Below are 15,861 nucleotides of genomic sequence, written 5' to 3'. Positions count from 1 at the left end.
CTGGGGTCACCTTGATCGTTAGTTCGCCGTTCATGAGATTTGACGGCAAAATGACTCGCATGTTCCCCAACTCCTCCCGCCCCACGATGCGTGACGTCGCCCGCGCGTCAGGGGTGGCCATCAAGACCGTCTCCCGCGTCATGAACGGCGAGCCGAACGTCGCGTCAGCCACGGCGGAGCGCGTGCTCCGCGCGGCGGACGAGATGGGCTACGTGATGCACCAGCAGGCCTCGGACCTGCGTCGCCGCGACGGGGGCGTGGGAGCGATCGGGCTGCTCCTGTCGAGTGTCGGCAACGCCTTCGACTCGCGGCTGCACCGCGCGGTGGAGCGGGTCGCCAATGACCACGGGATGATGACGCTGGCGGCCAGCACGCAGGACGACCCGGACGTCGAACTCGCGCGCCTCCGCGGTTTCGTGGCGCGTCGGCTCGACGGGCTGATCGTGCTCACCGTGCGCGAGGACCACTCGCTCCTGGCACGCGAACTCGAGCGCGGCTGGCCCGTCGTCTTCGCGGACCGCCCTGCTCCCGACGTCGCCTGTGACTCCGTGACCTCCGACAACGCCGGCGGCGTCCGAGCCGCCGTCCAGCACGTGCGCGGGTACGGGCACACCAGGATCGCCTTCCTGTCCAACCTGCAGGTGATCAGCACCTCGAGGGAACGCACCGCGTGCTTCCGCCAGGCCACCCGTGACCTTCCGGACTGCACCGTGACGACGGACCTGGGAGATGAGGCGGCCGTGATCGCCGCCATCGAGCGACTCATGGGATCCGACGCGCCGCCGACAGCCATCCTGTCCGGCCGCAACGACATCACGATCGCCACCGTCAGGGCGCTGCAGCGGCTGGGGCTCGAGCGCTCCGTCGCGCTGGTGGGCTTCGACGACATCCCGATGGCCGACCTGGTGCGGCCGGGCATCACGGTCATCGCCCAGGACCCGGACGCCCTAGGCGAGTTGGCGGCCACCCGGCTGATCGCGCGCGTCCGGGGGGAGGGCCTGCGCCCAGAGCAGGTGGTCGTGCCGACACGCCTGATCGTGCGCGGCTCGGGCGAGATCACAGCCGGGCGTTCCTGACCTTGCGCTCCGCCGTCGAGCCGTCGGCTCAGAGGCCCGCGGCGGGCTTCGTGTGGCGCGTGGCGCCGGTGATGGCAGAGAGCACGTTCTCGTAGGTTGCCTCGTCCACTGCGAACGAGCCGTTGTTGCGGCCGTGGCGCAGCACCTCGATGCGGTCCGCCACGGAGCGCACGTCTGCCAGGTTGTGGCTGATGAGGATGACGCCGAGGTTCAACTCCCGGAGTCGCTCCACGTGGCTCAACACCTCTGCCGTCTGGCCCACCGACAGCGACGCCGTGGGCTCGTCCAGGATCACCAGCCGCGGGTCTGTGACGAGGGTGCGCGCGATGGCCACGCACTGCCGCTGCCCGGCCGAGAGCTGGTGGAGGGGGACGCTCAGGTCAGGGATGCGGCTGTTGAGCTGGTCCAGGTACTGGCGCGCGAGGAGCTCCATGCGTGACTCGTCCAGCAGCCCGTCGCTGCGGCTCAGTTCGCGGCCGAGGAAGATGTTCGACGGGACGTCCAGGCTCTCCACCAGCGCGAACTCCTGGAACACCGTCGCGATGCCGAGCGCGATGGCCGCCTTGGCCGACGCGATGGCCACCGGCCGGCCTGCCAGCCGGACCTGCCCCGCGTCGGGCTGGTAGACGCCCGCGACGATGCGGGCGAGGGTGGACTTACCGGCCGCGTTGTCGCCGACGAGGCCGACCACCTCGCCCGCGCGGACCGTGAGGTCCACGTCGACCAACGCCTGCACGCCGCCGAAGGCCTTGTGCACGGATCTGAGCTCCAACAGCGGTTCAGCCACGTTGCTCCCCTCCTGAGGATGTTTCCAGCACAGACGTCAAGGACATCATGTCGAAGACGCGGGCGACGACGCCGAGGGTTTCCGCTTCCTGTCCGAGCTGGCCCGGCACCAGGAGGGAGCCCGCGTCGGCGAGGAGCGGTCTGGCGCCCAAGGCGTCGAGCATGGGCCCCAGGAGCGCGTCGCCCGCCTGGGCCAACGGCCCGCCCACTACGATGCGGTCCGGCCCGACGGTGGTGGCGAGGTCTGCGAGCGCGGCACCGATCGCCGCCCCCGCGTCCGTGACGACCTGCCGGCAGCCCCTGTCGCCCGAGTTCGCCGCCGCCACGATGTCGCGCAGCGACAGGGAGCCGTGGCTGATCCGGACCAGCTCGCGCAGGGCCTCGATCGACACGACGGTGTTCAGGCAGCCTCGGGCACCGCAGCGGCAGATGGCCCCGTCCGGAGCGACCCGAACGTGGCCGAGCCCCGCCGCGGGAGCCGAACCGGGGCGCAGCACGGCGCCCCCGAGCACGATCGCGGAATCCGTCACCTCGCCCACGCGCACGTACACGCCGCACGCCGCGCCGCGCAAGGCCCCGACGCGGGCCTCGGCGAGGGCGGCGGCGTCGGTCTCGCGTTCCACCAGGACGGGGCGGTGCAGTCGTCGCTCGATGACGTCGGCCACGTCGACGTCGTCCCACGTCGGCAGGCCGACGACGGCGCCGCCGCGGTTGGCGGATGGCATCGCGACGCCGATCCCCACCAGCTCTCCCACCGCGAGCCCGCGTTGATCGGCGAGCTCCGCGGCTAACATCGCGGCGCGGTCCAGCGTGGTGTCGAAGCGATGCTCTGGCGGCAGCGGCAGGTGCTGCCGGGCCACCTGGGCGTAGCTGGCGTCCACCAGCGACATCTCGAGCGCGCGGGGCCGGATGTGGATGCCCAGGGCGAGGGAGGTGACGCGGGCCAGCGTGACGAGCTGGGCGCGGCGTCCGGAGCGCGTCGTCGCCGACGTCTCGACGGTACCGGCCGCCAGCAGTTGCTTCACGATGTTGGAGACGGTGGCGGGGGAGAGGCCCGTGGCGGCGGCGAGCTCGACCTGTGTGAGCTGGCCGTAGAGCTTCACCGCCTCGAGGATGCGGGCGCTGTTCGCCTCGCGCAGCGAGGCCTGTGAGCCGGGCGCTCCGCTGCTTTCCCTCATGCGGCAACCCTACCAGCGAGCATTAAGGCTTGAACCCAGCATCACGAATCGGTAACGGTTGAGTTCAAGGCTTGACGTCAAGGGTGGGGGCCCGTACATTGATGACATCGTTGACATAGAGGACAGCGACAGTCGAAGGAGACGTAGATGGCCGCTGAGCAACTGCTGCTCGAGATGCGCAACATCACCAAGGTGTTCCCTGGCGTGAAGGCGCTCGACGACGTCACCATGTCCGTGCGCCGCGCCGACATCCACGCCATCTGCGGGGAGAACGGTGCGGGGAAGTCCACCCTCATGAAGGTGCTGTCCGGGGTCTACCCGCACGGCACGTACGAGGGTGAGATCCTGCTCGAGGGGGAGGAGATGCACTTCAACGGCATCAAGTCCTCCGAGGAACACGGCGTCGTGATCATCCACCAGGAGCTGGCCCTCATCCCGGAGCTGTCCATCACCGAGAACATCTTCCTCGGCTCAGAGGTGATGCGCGGAGGACTGATCGACTGGGAGGCGGCCCGCACACAGGCGGTGGACCTCCTGGCGCGCGTCGGCCTCGACATCAGCCCCGACACCCAGGTCAAGACCCTCGGCGTCGGCCAGCAGCAGCTCGTCGAGATCGCCAAGGCCCTGTCCAAGAACGTCCGCGTCCTCATCCTCGACGAGCCCACCTCGGCGCTCAACGAGGACGACTCCGCCCACCTCCTGGACCTCATGCGCGGGCTCAAAGCCCGCGGCATCACCTGCCTGATGATCTCCCACAAGCTCAACGAGATCGCGGCGGTCGCCGACGCCGTCACCGTCATCCGGGACGGCCGCACCGTCGAGACCTACGACGTGGTGGCCGGGCAGGTCGACGAGGACCGCATCATCCGCGCCATGGTGGGTCGCTCGCTCGAGAACCGCTACCCGCACCGGACCCCGAAGATCGGTGAGACCCTCGCCGAGGTACGCGGTTGGAACGTCGAACACCCCAACGTCCCCGGCCGCCTCGTCGTCAGGGACGCGAACTTCACGGTGGCCCGTGGCGAGGTGGTGGGCTTCGCCGGCCTCATGGGCGCCGGACGTACCGAGCTGGCGCGCAGCATCTTCGGCCACTCCTACGGCACCTACCGCTCCGGCGAACTGCTCATCGGGGGCAGGCCGGTGCACGCCAACACCGTCCAGAAGGCGATCGCCGCCGGCATCGCCTACGTCACCGAGGACCGCAAGAACCTGGGTCTCAACCTCATCGACGACATCAAGGCCACCGTCGTCTCGGCGAACCTGAAGGGCATCGTGCGACGGTTCCTGCTGCAGCCGCGACTCGAGGCCGAGGTGGCTGAACGGTACCGGCGCGAGTTGCGGATCAAGAGCTCTTCCGTCGACGTCGGCGTGGCCACGCTTTCGGGCGGCAACCAGCAGAAGGTGGTGCTCAGCAAGTGGATGTACTCCTCACCCGAGCTGCTCATCCTCGACGAACCGACGCGGGGCATCGACGTCGGCGCCAAGTACGAGATCTACAAACTCATCCACCAACTCGCCGATGACGGCAAGGGCGTGATCGTCATCTCCTCTGAGCTCCCCGAGCTGCTCGGCATCTGCGACCGGATCTACACGATCTGCGAAGGCCGGATCACCGGCGACCTCCCGGCGTCCGAGGCGGATCAGGAAACCCTGATGCGCCGGATGACCACCACGTCCACCGCGCCGGCGGCCCCGGCTCTCTCCGCCTGACGGCGCAGTCACCATGGAAGATCGAACCATCATGAAAGCTCTCAAGCAGGTCTTTGGAGGCAAGCTCCAGCAGTACACGATGGCGTTGGCGCTGATCGCGCTCGTCGTCGTCTTCAACGTCATCTCCGGCGGCCGGATGCTGACGTCGTCCAACTTCCAGAACCTCATCTCGGGCAACGCCTATGTGCTGATCCTGGCCATCGGCATGGTCATGGTCATCGTCATCGGGCAGATCGACCTGTCGGTCGGCTCGGTGGCCGGCTTCGTCGGGATGAGCGTGGCCATCTCCATCGCCCAGTACGGCTTCCCCTGGTGGGCGGGCCTCCTGCTCGGCCTCGTCCTCGGCGTGCTCGTGGGCATGTGGCACGGCTTCTGGCTGGCCAAGATGGGCATCCCGGGGTTCATCACCACCTTGGCGGGCATGATGATCTTCCGCGGTCTGGTGATCTGGATGTCGCACTCCATCTCCGTGCCCGTGCCCACGCAGTTCTCCTACCTCGGCGCCGGCTACCTGCCCGAGTGGGGGCCCGCCTGGACCGGTCTGAACAACTCGACGCTGCTGCTCGGGCTCCTCGCGCTGGCCTGGTTCGCGTACAGCGAGATCAACCGACGTCGCCAGGCCAAGGCCCGCGGCTCCGAGATCCCGCTGTGGGTCACCGGCACCCGCGTGGTGCTGATCGCGGGCGTCATCGGCTACGTCACGTGGCTGTTCGGCAGCGGCCGCCCCGGCACGTCGTTCCCCATCCCCGGCCTGATCCTCGTCGTGCTCGTGATCATCTACCACACCATCACGCAGCGCACCCGCTTCGGCCGCCACATCTACGCCGTCGGCGGCAACAAGGCCGCGGCCGCGCTCTCGGGCGTCAACACCCAGCGCACCTACTTCCTCGTCATGACCAACATGAGCTTCCTCGCTGCCGTCGCGGGCATCCTCTTCATCGGCCGCTCCACCGCCGCGGGCCCCTCCGACGGAACCATGTGGGAGCTCGACGCCATCGCCGCGGTCTTCATCGGCGGGGCCGCGGTCTCCGGTGGTATCGGCACCGTCGTCGGCTCGATGGTGGGTGGCCTGGTCATGGCCGTCCTGAACTCCGGGCTCATGCTGATGGGGGTGGGCGCGGACCAGACGCAGGTCATCAAGGGCCTCGTCCTGCTGGCCGCCGTCGCCTTCGACGTGCACAACAAGAACCAGGGCAAGCCGTCGATCATCGGCACGCTGATGCGCAACGTCGGAAAGAAGCCCGACGTCGCGGAGGTCCCCGCAGGGACTCCCGAGGCCCAGCACCTGGCAGGTACCCCCGAGGTCCCCGTCGAAGGCCCGGCGACCGACAACAAGGCCACCATTCCGTCCTGATCCCGCCGACACCGGCACCCTTGTCACACCCCCTTTAACGGCATTCCGCCACCCCACCCCTGGGCGATGCTGCCCAAAATCTCCGAAAGGAACACCACCATGAAGTTGAAGCGCACAGCCGCAGTCGTGGCAGCACTTCTGATCTCCTCCCTCAGCCTGACGGCCTGCGGCGGCGGACGGGGCGGCGACGCCACGGTGGCCGGCGACGGCACCACTCCGGCCGCCGGCGAGGCCAGCACCGCCGGCAGCGAGGGTGGCTTCCCGGCCGACGCCACCATCGGCGTGGCCCTCCCGTGGCTGGGCACCCAGAACTGGAAGGAAGCCGAGACCATGTTCGAGGCGCAGCTCACGGAGGCCGGGTTCACGCCCCTCATCCAGAGCGCCGACCAGAAGGTGCCGCAGCAGCAGCAGCAGATCGAGGCGCTCATCGAGCAGGGCGCCAAGGTCATCGTCGTCGGCCCGGTCGACGGCACCCAGCTGGGCTCCGTGCTGACCACGGCGCACGACGCTGGAGTCGCCGTCATCGGCTACGACCGACTCATCGAGAACACCACCGCCGTCGACGCGGTCGTGCAGTTCGGCTCCGTCCGCACCGGTGAACTGCAGGGCGAGTCGCTCCTCGAGGGACTCGAGGCCACTGGCCCCGGCCCCTACAACATCGAACTCTTCGGCGGCGGTCCGGCCGATCCCAATGCCCCGAACTTCTTCAAGGGCGCCATGAGCGTGCTGCAGCCCAAGATCGACGACGGGACGCTCGTCGTCGTGTCCGGCCAGACCGACTTCACCCAGGTCGCCACGCAGGACTGGGACAACGCCAAGGCGCAGTCGCGCATGGATTCCCTGCTCTCGGGCTTCTACTCCGACAAGGAGATCCACGGCGTCCTCTCCCCGAATGACGGCATCGCCCGCGCCATCCTGACCTCGGTGAAGCAGGCCGGTCAGTCGAGGATCCCGGTGGTCGACGGCCTGGATGCCGAGAACGAGTCGATCGTCTCCATCGCCAAGGGCGAGCAGTACTCCACCGTTGCCAAGCCGACCGACGCGTTGGTCGCCAAGACGGTCGAGCTGATCAAGGCCCTCCAGTCGGGAGCAGGCCTCCCTGCCGCCGATACCCAGGAGAACAACGGCACCAAGGACGTCGACATCTACCAGCTCGACCCCGTCGTCGTCACCAAGGCTAACGCCGCCGAGGTCTTCGCCAACGACGCTGACCGCATGAAGCTCTTCGAGGACAACCTGGCCTGACCAGACTCGTGAGAGTCGGCCGCGCCTCGTGGCCGCTCGACTGAATGGGAGAAGCCGCCCGGATCCGTCAGGATCCGGGCGGCTTCCGCGTGCTCTTGGTCAGCGGCTCAGGTCCGCCGTGACCAGGGGCGAGAGCCCCGCGGCGCGGGCGGGGGCGTCGGTGTCGCCGCACTCCGTGAGCCAGTTGGCCAGCATCTGGTAACCGCCCTCGGTGAGGACCGACTCCGGGTGGAACTGCACGGCCTCGACGGCGAGCTCGCGGTGCCGTACCGCCATGATGACGCCGCTCTCGGTCCGCGCGGTGACCTCCAGGACCTCGGGAACCGAGTCCTCCATGATGGCCAGCGAGTGGTAGCGGGTGGTGGTGACGGGCGAGGGCAGTCCCTTGAACACGCCCGTGCCCTCATGGAACACGGGCGAAGTCTTGCCGTGGAGCTGCTCGGGCGCCCGGTCCACGACGCCGCCGAACGCGACGCCGATGGCCTGCAGACCCAGGCAGACGCCGAAGATGGGCTTCACGCCGCTGAGGGTGCGCACCACGTCGATGCAGACGCCGGCGGCCTCCGGAGTGCCGGGGCCGGGGGAGATCAGGATGCCGTCGAAGCTTTCGTGCCAGCGCTCATCCGCGAAGCGGGGGTCGTCGTTGCGCCACACCTCGACCTCCGCGCCGATCTGGGCGAGGTAGGACACGATGTTGTAGACGAACGAATCGTAATTGTCGATGACGAGGATGCGGGCCACTGAGCCATTGTGCCACCGCGGGCGCGGTGTGGCCCCGCCGCTCCACCGGCACGTACCCACGGCAGGAGAACGGTAAACGGCCACCAGGTGGAGTGACCCCCCTCTTTTCGAGGGGGGTACCTGCATCTGGCGGACGTCTATCGGGTGCGGCCGGCTACGGCGTCGGTGATGCCGCCGGGCTGGAGGCTGCCGGGGGCTCCGAGGCGGGGGCCTTGGCGACCTTCACCTCGAAGGGCTGGTTCCGCGGCCACGGCTCATCCCACACGGCCTCCTGCTCGAAGACGACTCCGGGCACCTGCGCAGTCGACTCCTCCTCCACCACTGTGATGGTGAAGCCACGTTCCGCGGCGGCGGCGGTGGCGTCGGCCTGGTTCAGGCCGGTCAGGCGCGGCACGATCGAGTTGCCCGTCGCCACATACAGCGTGATGGGCGTGTCGATGGCGACTGCGGTGCCCGGGGCCGGTTCGGTCTTGATGACGTCGCCCAGGTTGGCCTGCGGGCCCTCCTCCCTGGGATCGGCCTGCACGGCCTCCTGGATGTTGGTGAAACCGCTGGCGGTCAGCAGGTCCACGGCGGCGTCGTAGTTGATACCCGTGACCGTCTCCGGGATGGTGCGGGTCTCGACGCCGGTGGACACGAACAGCGTCACCTCGGAGCCGGGTTCCAGTTCCACATCGGCGACAGGGTCGGTCTCCACGACCTGTCCACGGTCGTCGGCGGTGCCGGGGCGCTCCTCGACGACGGGCTGGAGTTCGGCGTTGCGTACCACGTTCTCCGCCTGGGCGCGGTTCATGCCGATCACGTCCGGCATGAGCGCCAGTTCCACCGTCGGGCTCTCCGACGGCGAGGGCGACGGGCTGGGCGTGGGCGACTCGGTGCTGGGCGACGGCGACGGCGACGGCGAGAGCGACACCGACGGCGTGGGCGACGGCGTGGTCTCCGTGGGGCCGGGCGGGTTGAGCAGCATCAGGAGGCCGATGATCAGGCCGATGACCACGAGCCCGCCCACGACGGCCAGCACGATCATGCCGGTGCGGGAGCGGGGCTCGTCCTCTTCGTCGGCGAGGTGCTCGATGGGCACCATCGGCGGTGGCACCACCGGCGAGTTCGTGGAGGCGACGGTGGGGTCTGCGGGCATCACGCCGCGGCGGGCGGTCGTCGTCATGGGGTCAGACGGGATCACCTGCGTGGGCACGTCCGCTGGAGCGGCGGCCAACACCGGCTGGCCGCTGAGGGAGCGCAGGATGTCCTCGCGCATCTCCGACGCGTCCTGGTACCGGTCCCTGGGGTCCTTCGACAGCGACTTCAGGACGATGGCGTCCATCTCCGGCGTGACTTCAGGGTCGATCTGCGATGGCGGGACGGGCTGTTCGCGGACGTGCTGGTAGGCGACGCTCACGGGCGAGTCGCCCTTGAACAACGGCTGCGAGGTCAGCAGTTCGTAGAGGAGGCAACCGACGGAGTAGATGTCGGAGCGGTTGTCGACCTTCTCGCCGCGCGCCTGCTCCGGCGACAGGTACTGGGCGGTGCCGATCACGGCGGCGGTCTGCGTCATGGTGGCGGACGTGTCCGCCACGGCGCGCGCGATGCCGAAGTCCATCACCTTGACGGTGCCGTTGGACGTCATCATGACGTTGGCCGGCTTGATGTCGCGGTGGATGATCCCGGCGCGGTGCGAGTACGCCAGTGCGTCCAGCACGCCGGCGGTGAACTCCAACGCGCGCTCGGGTACGAGTTTGCGCCCTCCGCGCAGCACGTCACGCAGCGTGACGCCCTCCACGAGTTCCATCACGATGTAGGGCACCGACACGTTCGAGACGGTGTCGAGCTGCTCGCCGGTGTCGTAGACGGCGACGATGTTGGGGTGGTTCAGCCCCGCGGCCGACTGGGCCTCCCGACGGAACCGGGCCTGGAACGTCGGGTCGCTGGCCAGGTCGACGCGTAGCCGCTTGATCGCGACGTCACGTTCCAGCCGCACGTCCCGCGCGCGCCACACCTCGGCCATGCCACCTCGACCAATGACTTGATCGAGTTCGTAGCGGTTGCCGAGCAGGGCTCCTCGCTCTGTCATCGCACCCGGTCCTTTCGGTTTGTCACGCACCATCTTGAAGCATGCACATGAGAGAAGTCTGAGAAGTTCACCGCAGGGCCTCCACAACAGCCTTGAAGATGGGGGCGGCCAGGCGGCCGCCGGAGATGTCGTCGCGCTCTACGTCGGCGTTCTCGATGAACGAGACGACGGCGACCTTCGGGTCTTCGGCGTACCCCACGAACCAGGCGTACGGCGGGCGGTCCGGGGACGTCTGGGCGGTGCCCGTCTTGCCGCCCACGACGACGCCGTCGATCTGCGCGGGCCGTCCGGTGCCGTCCTCCACGGTGGCCACCATCATGTCGCGCAGGTGCTGGGCCGTGGACTCCGAGATGGGGCGGCCCAGCGACGACGGCTGGGTGGCGGTGAGCACGGTGAGGTCGCGGTTGGTGACGGTGGAGACCAGGTGGGGGCGCATCATCTCGCCGCCGTTGGCGATGGCGGCCGCCACCTGCACGATCTGTAGCGGGGAGGCGGCCACGTCGAACTGGCCGATGGCGGTCAGCGCGGTCTGGGCCTCGTCGATCTCCGTGGGGAAGCGGGAGGTGGCTGCGGAGATGTCGATGGTCTGGTCCTGGTTGAACCCGAACTTCTCCGCCATCTCGATCATCTTCTCGGCGCCCAGCTCCAGCCCGATGTTGCCGAAGGCGGTGTTGCACGACGTCTTCATGGCCTGCTCGAGGGTGACCGTGGTGCCGCCGCAGTTGGTGGAGTTGCCCATCGACCGCGAGGAGTTGGGAAGCCGCAGCGACGCGGGCGCGTCGACCTCCGTGGAGGGCACCATGCCGTCCTCGAGGGCGGCCGCCGCGGTGATCAGCTTGAAGGTCGACCCCGGGGGGTAGACCTCGCGCGTTGCCCGGTTCTTCAGCGGTTCCTCGGGGGCGTTGAGCAGTGCTGACCAGGCGTCGCGCTCCGCGGCGAGGTCCACTGTCGCGAGGCTGTTGGGGTCGTAGGTGGGCGTGGAGACCAGGGCCAGGATGGCGCCGGTGGTGTAGTCCATGGCGACGACGGCGCCGCGCTGGTTGCCGAGCGCGGCCACCGCCGCGGCCTGGGCGGCGGGGTTCAGCGTGGTGGACAGGTTCGCGCCGCGCCCCTGCCTGCCGCTGAGGATGTCGACCACCCGGCTCGCCGCCTGTGACGTCGACGTGCCGGCGAGCTGCTGGTTGTAGCTCTGCTCGAGCCCGGAACGGGCGTAGTCGTAGGAGTACCACCCGGTCACCGAGCTCCACAGTTCAGGGGCGGGGTAGGTGCGCACGTAGGGGAACCGGCCGGAGCGCTCCACCGACTGCGCGATGGGCGTGTTGCCCACCAGGATGGTGCCGCGGTTGCGGGAGAACTCCGCGTCGCGGACGCGGCGGTTGCGGCCGTCCTCATTGAGCGAGTCCGTCCGCACCACGGAGATCCAGGTGAGGTTGACCAACAGCGCGGCCAGCAGGAGTGCCACGAAGGAGGCGACCTTGCGAATGGGTCCGTTCACCGGTGGATCACCGCCGTCGCGTCATCGAGTGACGAGGCGTCGAGCTGGGCGACATCCTGCGGCGCCGCAGTGGCGGCCTGGGGCTGCCGGCTCCGGTGCGAGATGACCATCAGGATGCCGATGATGATCCAGTTGGCGATCAGCGATGAGCCGCCCTGCGACATGAACGGCGTGGTGAGACCGGTCAGCGGCAGCAGGCGCGTGACGCCTCCGATGATGACGAAGACCTGCAGCGCGAACACGAAGCTGAGGCCGGCGGCGAGCATCTTGCCGAACCCGTCCGGCGAGGTCACGGCGGTCTTGAAGCCGCGGGCGATCAGGAGCGCGTAGGCCAGGATGACGGCCATCAGGCCGAGCACGCCCAGTTCCTCGCCGATTGCGGCGGCGATCATGTCCGACTTCGCCAGCGGGGTGAGCCCGGGGCGGCCGAGCCCCCAGCCGCGGCCGAACAGCCCGCCCCAGCCCAGGCCGAACTGGGCGGAGATGATCTGCAGGTTCCGGTCGTAGTCGGAGAACGGGTCCAGCCACGCGTTGACGCGGCGCGGCACGTGGCTGGTGAAGTTGTAGGCCGCGATGCCGGCGGCGACGAACGCGAGCCCGGCGATGATCGGCCACGCCGGCCGCTCCGTCGCGATGTAGATCATCACGGTGAACAGGCCGAAGAACAGCAGCGAGGTGCCCAGGTCGTTCTGGAACACCATGACGGCCAGCGACGCGAGCCACATCACGGCGATGGGGCCGAGGTCTCTGGCGCGCGGGAAATCGATGCCGAGGAAGCGCTTGCCGGCCAGGGCCAGGAGGTCGCGCTTCTCGTAGAAGTAGGCGGCGAACGCGATGGCCAGCATGATCTTGGCGATCTCGGCCGGCTGGAACGAGTAGCCGAACACGCGGATCCAGATCCGCGCGCCGCCCGACGCGTGGCCGATGAACGGCGCCAGCGGCAGCAGCAGCAGGATCAGGCCGCCGATGAACAGCAGGTACGGGTAGCGCTGGAGGCGGCGGTGGTCACGCAGCAGGAAGACGACCAGCGTGAAGAGCACCAGCCCGAGTGTCGTCCAGACCAGTTGCATCGAGGAATCCGTGCGGACCGGTTCGGGGATCTGGTCGATGCGGTAGATCATCGCCAGGCCGAGGCCGTTGAGGAGGAACACCGTGGGCAGGATCACCGGGTCTGCGTAGGGCAGCTTGAAGCGCACCACCAGGTGCGTCACCAGCCCCAGGCCGTACCAGAGGGCGGCCGTCGCCGGCATGGTGGTGGGTAGCTCGCCGTAGAGGTTGAGATTGGTGATGACCCAGCCCGCGAACCCGAAGCTCTGCGCCAGCACCAGCAGCAGCAGCTCGACGTTGCGCCGTTTCTTGTAGACGATGACCTCATCGGCGACCTGGGGCATCACCTGCGCCTGCGCGGACATCAGCAGTCCTCCAGGTCGGCCTCTTCGCCCGGGGCCGGCTCCAGCGTGGCCAGCTCCTCGCCGAGGGTGGGCGTCTCCAGGGGCTCAGGGGTGTGCGGCACCAGCAGCGGGGGGACGTGCGCCGTGATCGGCGACCCGGGCGACGTGGTCTGCAACGGGTCCCCGGGCAGGCCCGGCCCCTCTTCGACGGGCTCAGGTGACTCATCGGCCGGCCCCGGCGACTCTGACTCCAGAGGCTCTGGCGACGGCGTTGCGGGCGGGTTCTCGCGCTCCTGGCGGCGCTCCTCGCGGATGGCCACGCAGTTGTCCGCCAGCTCCCGCAGGGTGCCGACGGTGCGCTCTGCCGCCTCGACGGAGCCCACGGTGATGGATGCCTCGACCTCGCCGCGGAAGAAGCGCGGCAGGTTGTCCACCGGGATGTCGGTGCGTTCCACCAGGTTGTGCAGCTCGACGCCCAACACGTTGCCGGGCACGCCGTTGAAGACGGCGACCTGCCCGTCGTCGGCGGAGACGAAATACCGGCTGGAGACGTACGAGGAGGTGGCCCACCAGCCGCCGGCCACCACCAGCGCGATCGCGAGGAAGGTGGCGATGATGCCCGGCCAGCGGGGCTTGTCCTCCGTGGGGGCGTAGCGCGCGGCCTCTTCGGCGTCGTGCTCCACCAGGACGTCCGACGGCGTGGTGGGGTAGCCGTGACCAGTGTGCAGCGCCGCGGGGCCGCCGGTGCGGGGGATCTCCACCTCGACGGCGGAGCCCACCAGCAGGGCCGGGGTGGCGTCGAGTTCCGGATCGGCCTCGACGACCTCGCCCAGGACGATGGTGATGTTGTCGTGGCCGCCGTTGTCGTTGGCGAAACGGGCCAGCGTGGCCACCGCGTCGTCGAGGTCCTGGCCCCGCAGCACCTCCTCGATGACGTCGTCGTCGACGAGGCCGCTGAGCCCGTCGGAACAGAACATGAGGCGGTCACCCAGCTGCGCCTCGTGCACCATGAGGTCCGGTTCGAAGTGGACCTGCCCGTTGAGCACCTTGAGGATGAGGGAGCGGTGGGGGTGGGTGGCCGCCTGTTCGGGCGTGATCTTGCCCTCGTCGATCAGCGACTGCACCCAGGAGTGGTCGTGCGTCAGCTGGGTGAGGGTGCCGTCGCGGAGGAGGTAGCCGCGGGAGTCGCCGATGTGGGCCAGCCCGAACTCTGTGCCGTTGAACAGCGCGCCGCAGAAGGTGGTGCCCATGCCGTCGAGTTCGAGGTTGGACTCGATGAGGTCTGTGAGTTTGGTGTTGGACCGGGCGATCATGCCGGCGATCCGGGCGAGCAGCTCCTCGCCGTCCGCCGCGCGCACCTCGTCGTGCACATCCGAGCGGGCCGCCTCCGTGGAGGCCACGGCGGAAGCCAGGTCCCCCGCTGCCGCGCCGCCCATGCCGTCTGCCACCAACAGCATGGTGGGGGAGGCGTAGCCGGCATCCTGGTTGTTCTTCCGGATGCGGCCCACCTCGGAGTGGGCGGTGAAGCGGAGGCTGAAGGTCACTAGATCTCCAGTCGCATGAGGGTCTTGCCGATGCGCACCACATCGCCGACGGTGACCTTGGTGGGCTCAGTGACGAGCTTGCCGTTCACATAGGTGCCGTTGGTGGACTGCAGATCCGAGATCACCCACGTGGTGGCGTCCTTCTGCACCAGTTGCGCGTGCCGGGCGGAGGCGTAGTCGTCGTCGAGCAGCAGCGTGGAATCCGCGGCCCGCCCGAGGTTGATCGTGGGCTCCACCGGCACCGAGGTGCCCTGCTGCGGGCCCGCCGTGACCGCGAAGCGGGTGGGCAGCTTGGAGCGGTTCTTGCCGCGGCCCCGGTCTGCGGGGATGGCGCTCAGTGAGGACACGGGCACGCGACGGCCGAACATGTCCGTGCGCACCACGTTGGCCACGAAGAGGATGAACAGCCAGAGCAGGCCGAGGAAGGCGATCTTGATCGCCGCGATCACGAGATCCGACACTCACGTCTCCGAAGGCGTGTGGACCAACATTCTGGTGTTCCCGATCTCGATGCGGGTGCCTTCTCCGATCCTCGTCTTACTGATGCGGCTGCCGTTGACGTGCACGCCGTTGGTGGAACCCAGGTCTTCGATGGTGATGACGGGGTGCTGCGGGTCTCCGGCGACGCTGATGAGCGCGTGGCGGCGGGAGACTCCTGGGTCGTTGAGGCGCAGGTCCGCCTCGTTCCCGCGGCCGATGAGGATGCCGGGGGCGATCAGGGGGTGGCGCACGCCGTTGACCTCCAGCACGAGGCGGCCGGGGCGCGGCGATTCCTTGCGGGTCTCCGGTGCGATGGCTTCGGAGGCGACGGTGAACTGGCCCGTCGGCAGGGACGTGTCCAGTTCGTAGTCGATGGAGATGGGGCCGTTGAAGACGTACTGCCTGTCTGCCGCGTGGTCGCGGATGGAGGGCAGGATCTCAGCGTTGAGGGTCTTGGAGTAGGGCGCGAGCCTGTCGTAGTCGCCCTGGGACAGGCCGATGGTGAAGGCGTTGGGCACCAGGCGCTTGTCGCGGGAGAGGAGCTTGGCTTCGGCGTCCAGCTCGCGCTGGATCCCCGCGACGATCTCGACGGGGTGCACGTAGCCCTTGAAGGCCCGTGCGAAGACCTTACCGACGGCGGATTCGATCCGCTTCTCAGCCTTGTCGAAGACTCCCATGCGCCTCCTTCCCGAGTCGTCCGGACGCAACGGTACCCGCGCAGTCTACCCTCAGGGATGAGGCCACTTCGATTTGCGCAGGGTGTTTGCCGCCGCTCGCTTCTTTCCTGCCC

Annotated in this window: 13 protein-coding genes; 4 read left to right on the top strand and 9 right to left on the bottom strand. The window is 68.8% G+C overall.

Features of this window, described 5'->3' with window-relative positions; translation table 11 throughout:
• Window positions 1–59 precede the first annotated feature (59 nt).
• Window positions 60–1,076, top strand: a complete 1,017-nt coding sequence (locus J7D54_RS12615) for a LacI family DNA-binding transcriptional regulator (protein WP_209455132.1) — start codon at window positions 60–62, stop codon at window positions 1,074–1,076.
• A 28-nt stretch (window positions 1,077–1,104) separates the two neighbouring features.
• Here J7D54_RS12615 and J7D54_RS12610 read toward each other — a convergent pair whose 3' ends face one another.
• Together J7D54_RS12610 and J7D54_RS12605 are read right to left on the bottom strand one after the other, a co-directional pair.
• Window positions 1,105–1,863: an ATP-binding cassette domain-containing protein gene (locus tag J7D54_RS12610; RefSeq protein ID WP_182764194.1), complete on the bottom strand. Its 759-nt coding sequence runs from the start codon at window positions 1,861–1,863 to the stop codon at window positions 1,105–1,107.
• Window positions 1,856–3,040 (bottom strand): ROK family transcriptional regulator, encoded by a 1,185-nt coding sequence (locus J7D54_RS12605; protein WP_182764193.1) that lies wholly within the window; start codon window positions 3,038–3,040, stop codon window positions 1,856–1,858. Before J7D54_RS12605 ends, J7D54_RS12610 begins: the two co-directional genes overlap by 8 nt.
• Before the next feature lie 147 nt (window positions 3,041–3,187).
• Here J7D54_RS12605 and mmsA point away from each other — a divergent pair, with 147 nt between their 5' ends.
• The 3 genes from mmsA (at window position 3,188) to J7D54_RS12590 (ending at window position 7,349) form a co-directional block, all read left to right on the top strand.
• Window positions 3,188–4,750, top strand: coding sequence for a multiple monosaccharide ABC transporter ATP-binding protein (gene mmsA, locus J7D54_RS12600; protein ID WP_182764192.1), 1,563 nt, complete (start codon window positions 3,188–3,190; stop codon window positions 4,748–4,750).
• Window positions 4,751–4,781: 31 nt separating this feature from the next.
• Window positions 4,782–6,104: a sugar ABC transporter permease gene (locus J7D54_RS12595; RefSeq protein ID WP_182764191.1), complete on the top strand. Its 1,323-nt coding sequence runs from the start codon at window positions 4,782–4,784 to the stop codon at window positions 6,102–6,104.
• 99 nt (window positions 6,105–6,203) lie between these two features.
• The gene (locus tag J7D54_RS12590; protein WP_182764190.1) at window positions 6,204–7,349 is read left to right on the top strand and encodes a sugar-binding protein; all 1,146 of its coding nucleotides are present in this window, start codon (window positions 6,204–6,206) and stop codon (window positions 7,347–7,349) included.
• A gap of 99 nt (window positions 7,350–7,448) precedes the next feature.
• Here the strand turns inward: J7D54_RS12590 and J7D54_RS12585 are convergent, their stop codons facing one another.
• The 7 genes from J7D54_RS12585 to J7D54_RS12555 all read right to left on the bottom strand — a co-directional run bounded on the left by J7D54_RS12585 (window position 7,449) and on the right by J7D54_RS12555 (window position 15,748).
• Complete coding sequence (locus J7D54_RS12585; RefSeq protein ID WP_245244011.1) at window positions 7,449–8,090, bottom strand: aminodeoxychorismate/anthranilate synthase component II; 642 nt, start codon at window positions 8,088–8,090, stop codon at window positions 7,449–7,451.
• Between the two features lie 154 nt (window positions 8,091–8,244).
• On the bottom strand, window positions 8,245–10,161 hold the full coding sequence (pknB, locus tag J7D54_RS12580; RefSeq protein ID WP_182764188.1) for a Stk1 family PASTA domain-containing Ser/Thr kinase: 1,917 nt from the start codon (window positions 10,159–10,161) through the stop codon (window positions 8,245–8,247).
• Window positions 10,162–10,228: 67 nt separating this feature from the next.
• Window positions 10,229–11,656: a penicillin-binding protein 2 gene (locus J7D54_RS12575; RefSeq protein WP_182764187.1), complete on the bottom strand. Its 1,428-nt coding sequence runs from the start codon at window positions 11,654–11,656 to the stop codon at window positions 10,229–10,231.
• On the bottom strand, window positions 11,653–13,068 hold the full coding sequence (locus tag J7D54_RS12570) for an FtsW/RodA/SpoVE family cell cycle protein (protein ID WP_245244010.1): 1,416 nt from the start codon (window positions 13,066–13,068) through the stop codon (window positions 11,653–11,655). The genes J7D54_RS12575 and J7D54_RS12570 overlap by 4 nt, the downstream gene beginning before the upstream one ends.
• On the bottom strand, window positions 13,068–14,591 hold the full coding sequence (locus J7D54_RS12565; protein WP_182764186.1) for a PP2C family serine/threonine-protein phosphatase: 1,524 nt from the start codon (window positions 14,589–14,591) through the stop codon (window positions 13,068–13,070). The genes J7D54_RS12570 and J7D54_RS12565 overlap by 1 nt, the downstream gene beginning before the upstream one ends.
• Window positions 14,591–15,052: an FHA domain-containing protein gene (locus J7D54_RS12560; RefSeq protein WP_182764185.1), complete on the bottom strand. Its 462-nt coding sequence runs from the start codon at window positions 15,050–15,052 to the stop codon at window positions 14,591–14,593. The genes J7D54_RS12565 and J7D54_RS12560 overlap by 1 nt, the downstream gene beginning before the upstream one ends.
• Window positions 15,053–15,748: a DUF3662 and FHA domain-containing protein gene (locus J7D54_RS12555; protein WP_182764184.1), complete on the bottom strand. Its 696-nt coding sequence runs from the start codon at window positions 15,746–15,748 to the stop codon at window positions 15,053–15,055.
• Window positions 15,749–15,861: the final 113 nt, after the last annotated feature.

Source organism: Tessaracoccus sp. MC1865, assembly GCF_017815535.1.
Taxonomy (GTDB): domain Bacteria; phylum Actinomycetota; class Actinomycetes; order Propionibacteriales; family Propionibacteriaceae; genus Arachnia.
Note: the sequence above shows the minus strand (reverse complement) of the source record. Positions and strands in the feature narration are given on the sequence as shown.

Coding starts and splice junctions, on each gene's coding strand:
- J7D54_RS12615 (WP_209455132.1), top strand. CDS start 60: ATGTTCCCCAACTCCTCCCGCCCCACGATGCGTGACGTCGCCCGCGCG.
- J7D54_RS12605 (WP_182764193.1), bottom strand. CDS start 3,040: ATGAGGGAAAGCAGCGGAGCGCCCGGCTCACAGGCCTCGCTGCGCGAG.
- mmsA (WP_182764192.1), top strand. CDS start 3,188: ATGGCCGCTGAGCAACTGCTGCTCGAGATGCGCAACATCACCAAGGTG.
- J7D54_RS12595 (WP_182764191.1), top strand. CDS start 4,782: ATGAAAGCTCTCAAGCAGGTCTTTGGAGGCAAGCTCCAGCAGTACACG.
- J7D54_RS12590 (WP_182764190.1), top strand. CDS start 6,204: ATGAAGTTGAAGCGCACAGCCGCAGTCGTGGCAGCACTTCTGATCTCC.
- pknB (WP_182764188.1), bottom strand. CDS start 10,161: ATGACAGAGCGAGGAGCCCTGCTCGGCAACCGCTACGAACTCGATCAA.
- J7D54_RS12570 (WP_245244010.1), bottom strand. CDS start 13,068: ATGTCCGCGCAGGCGCAGGTGATGCCCCAGGTCGCCGATGAGGTCATC.
- J7D54_RS12555 (WP_182764184.1), bottom strand. CDS start 15,748: ATGGGAGTCTTCGACAAGGCTGAGAAGCGGATCGAATCCGCCGTCGGT.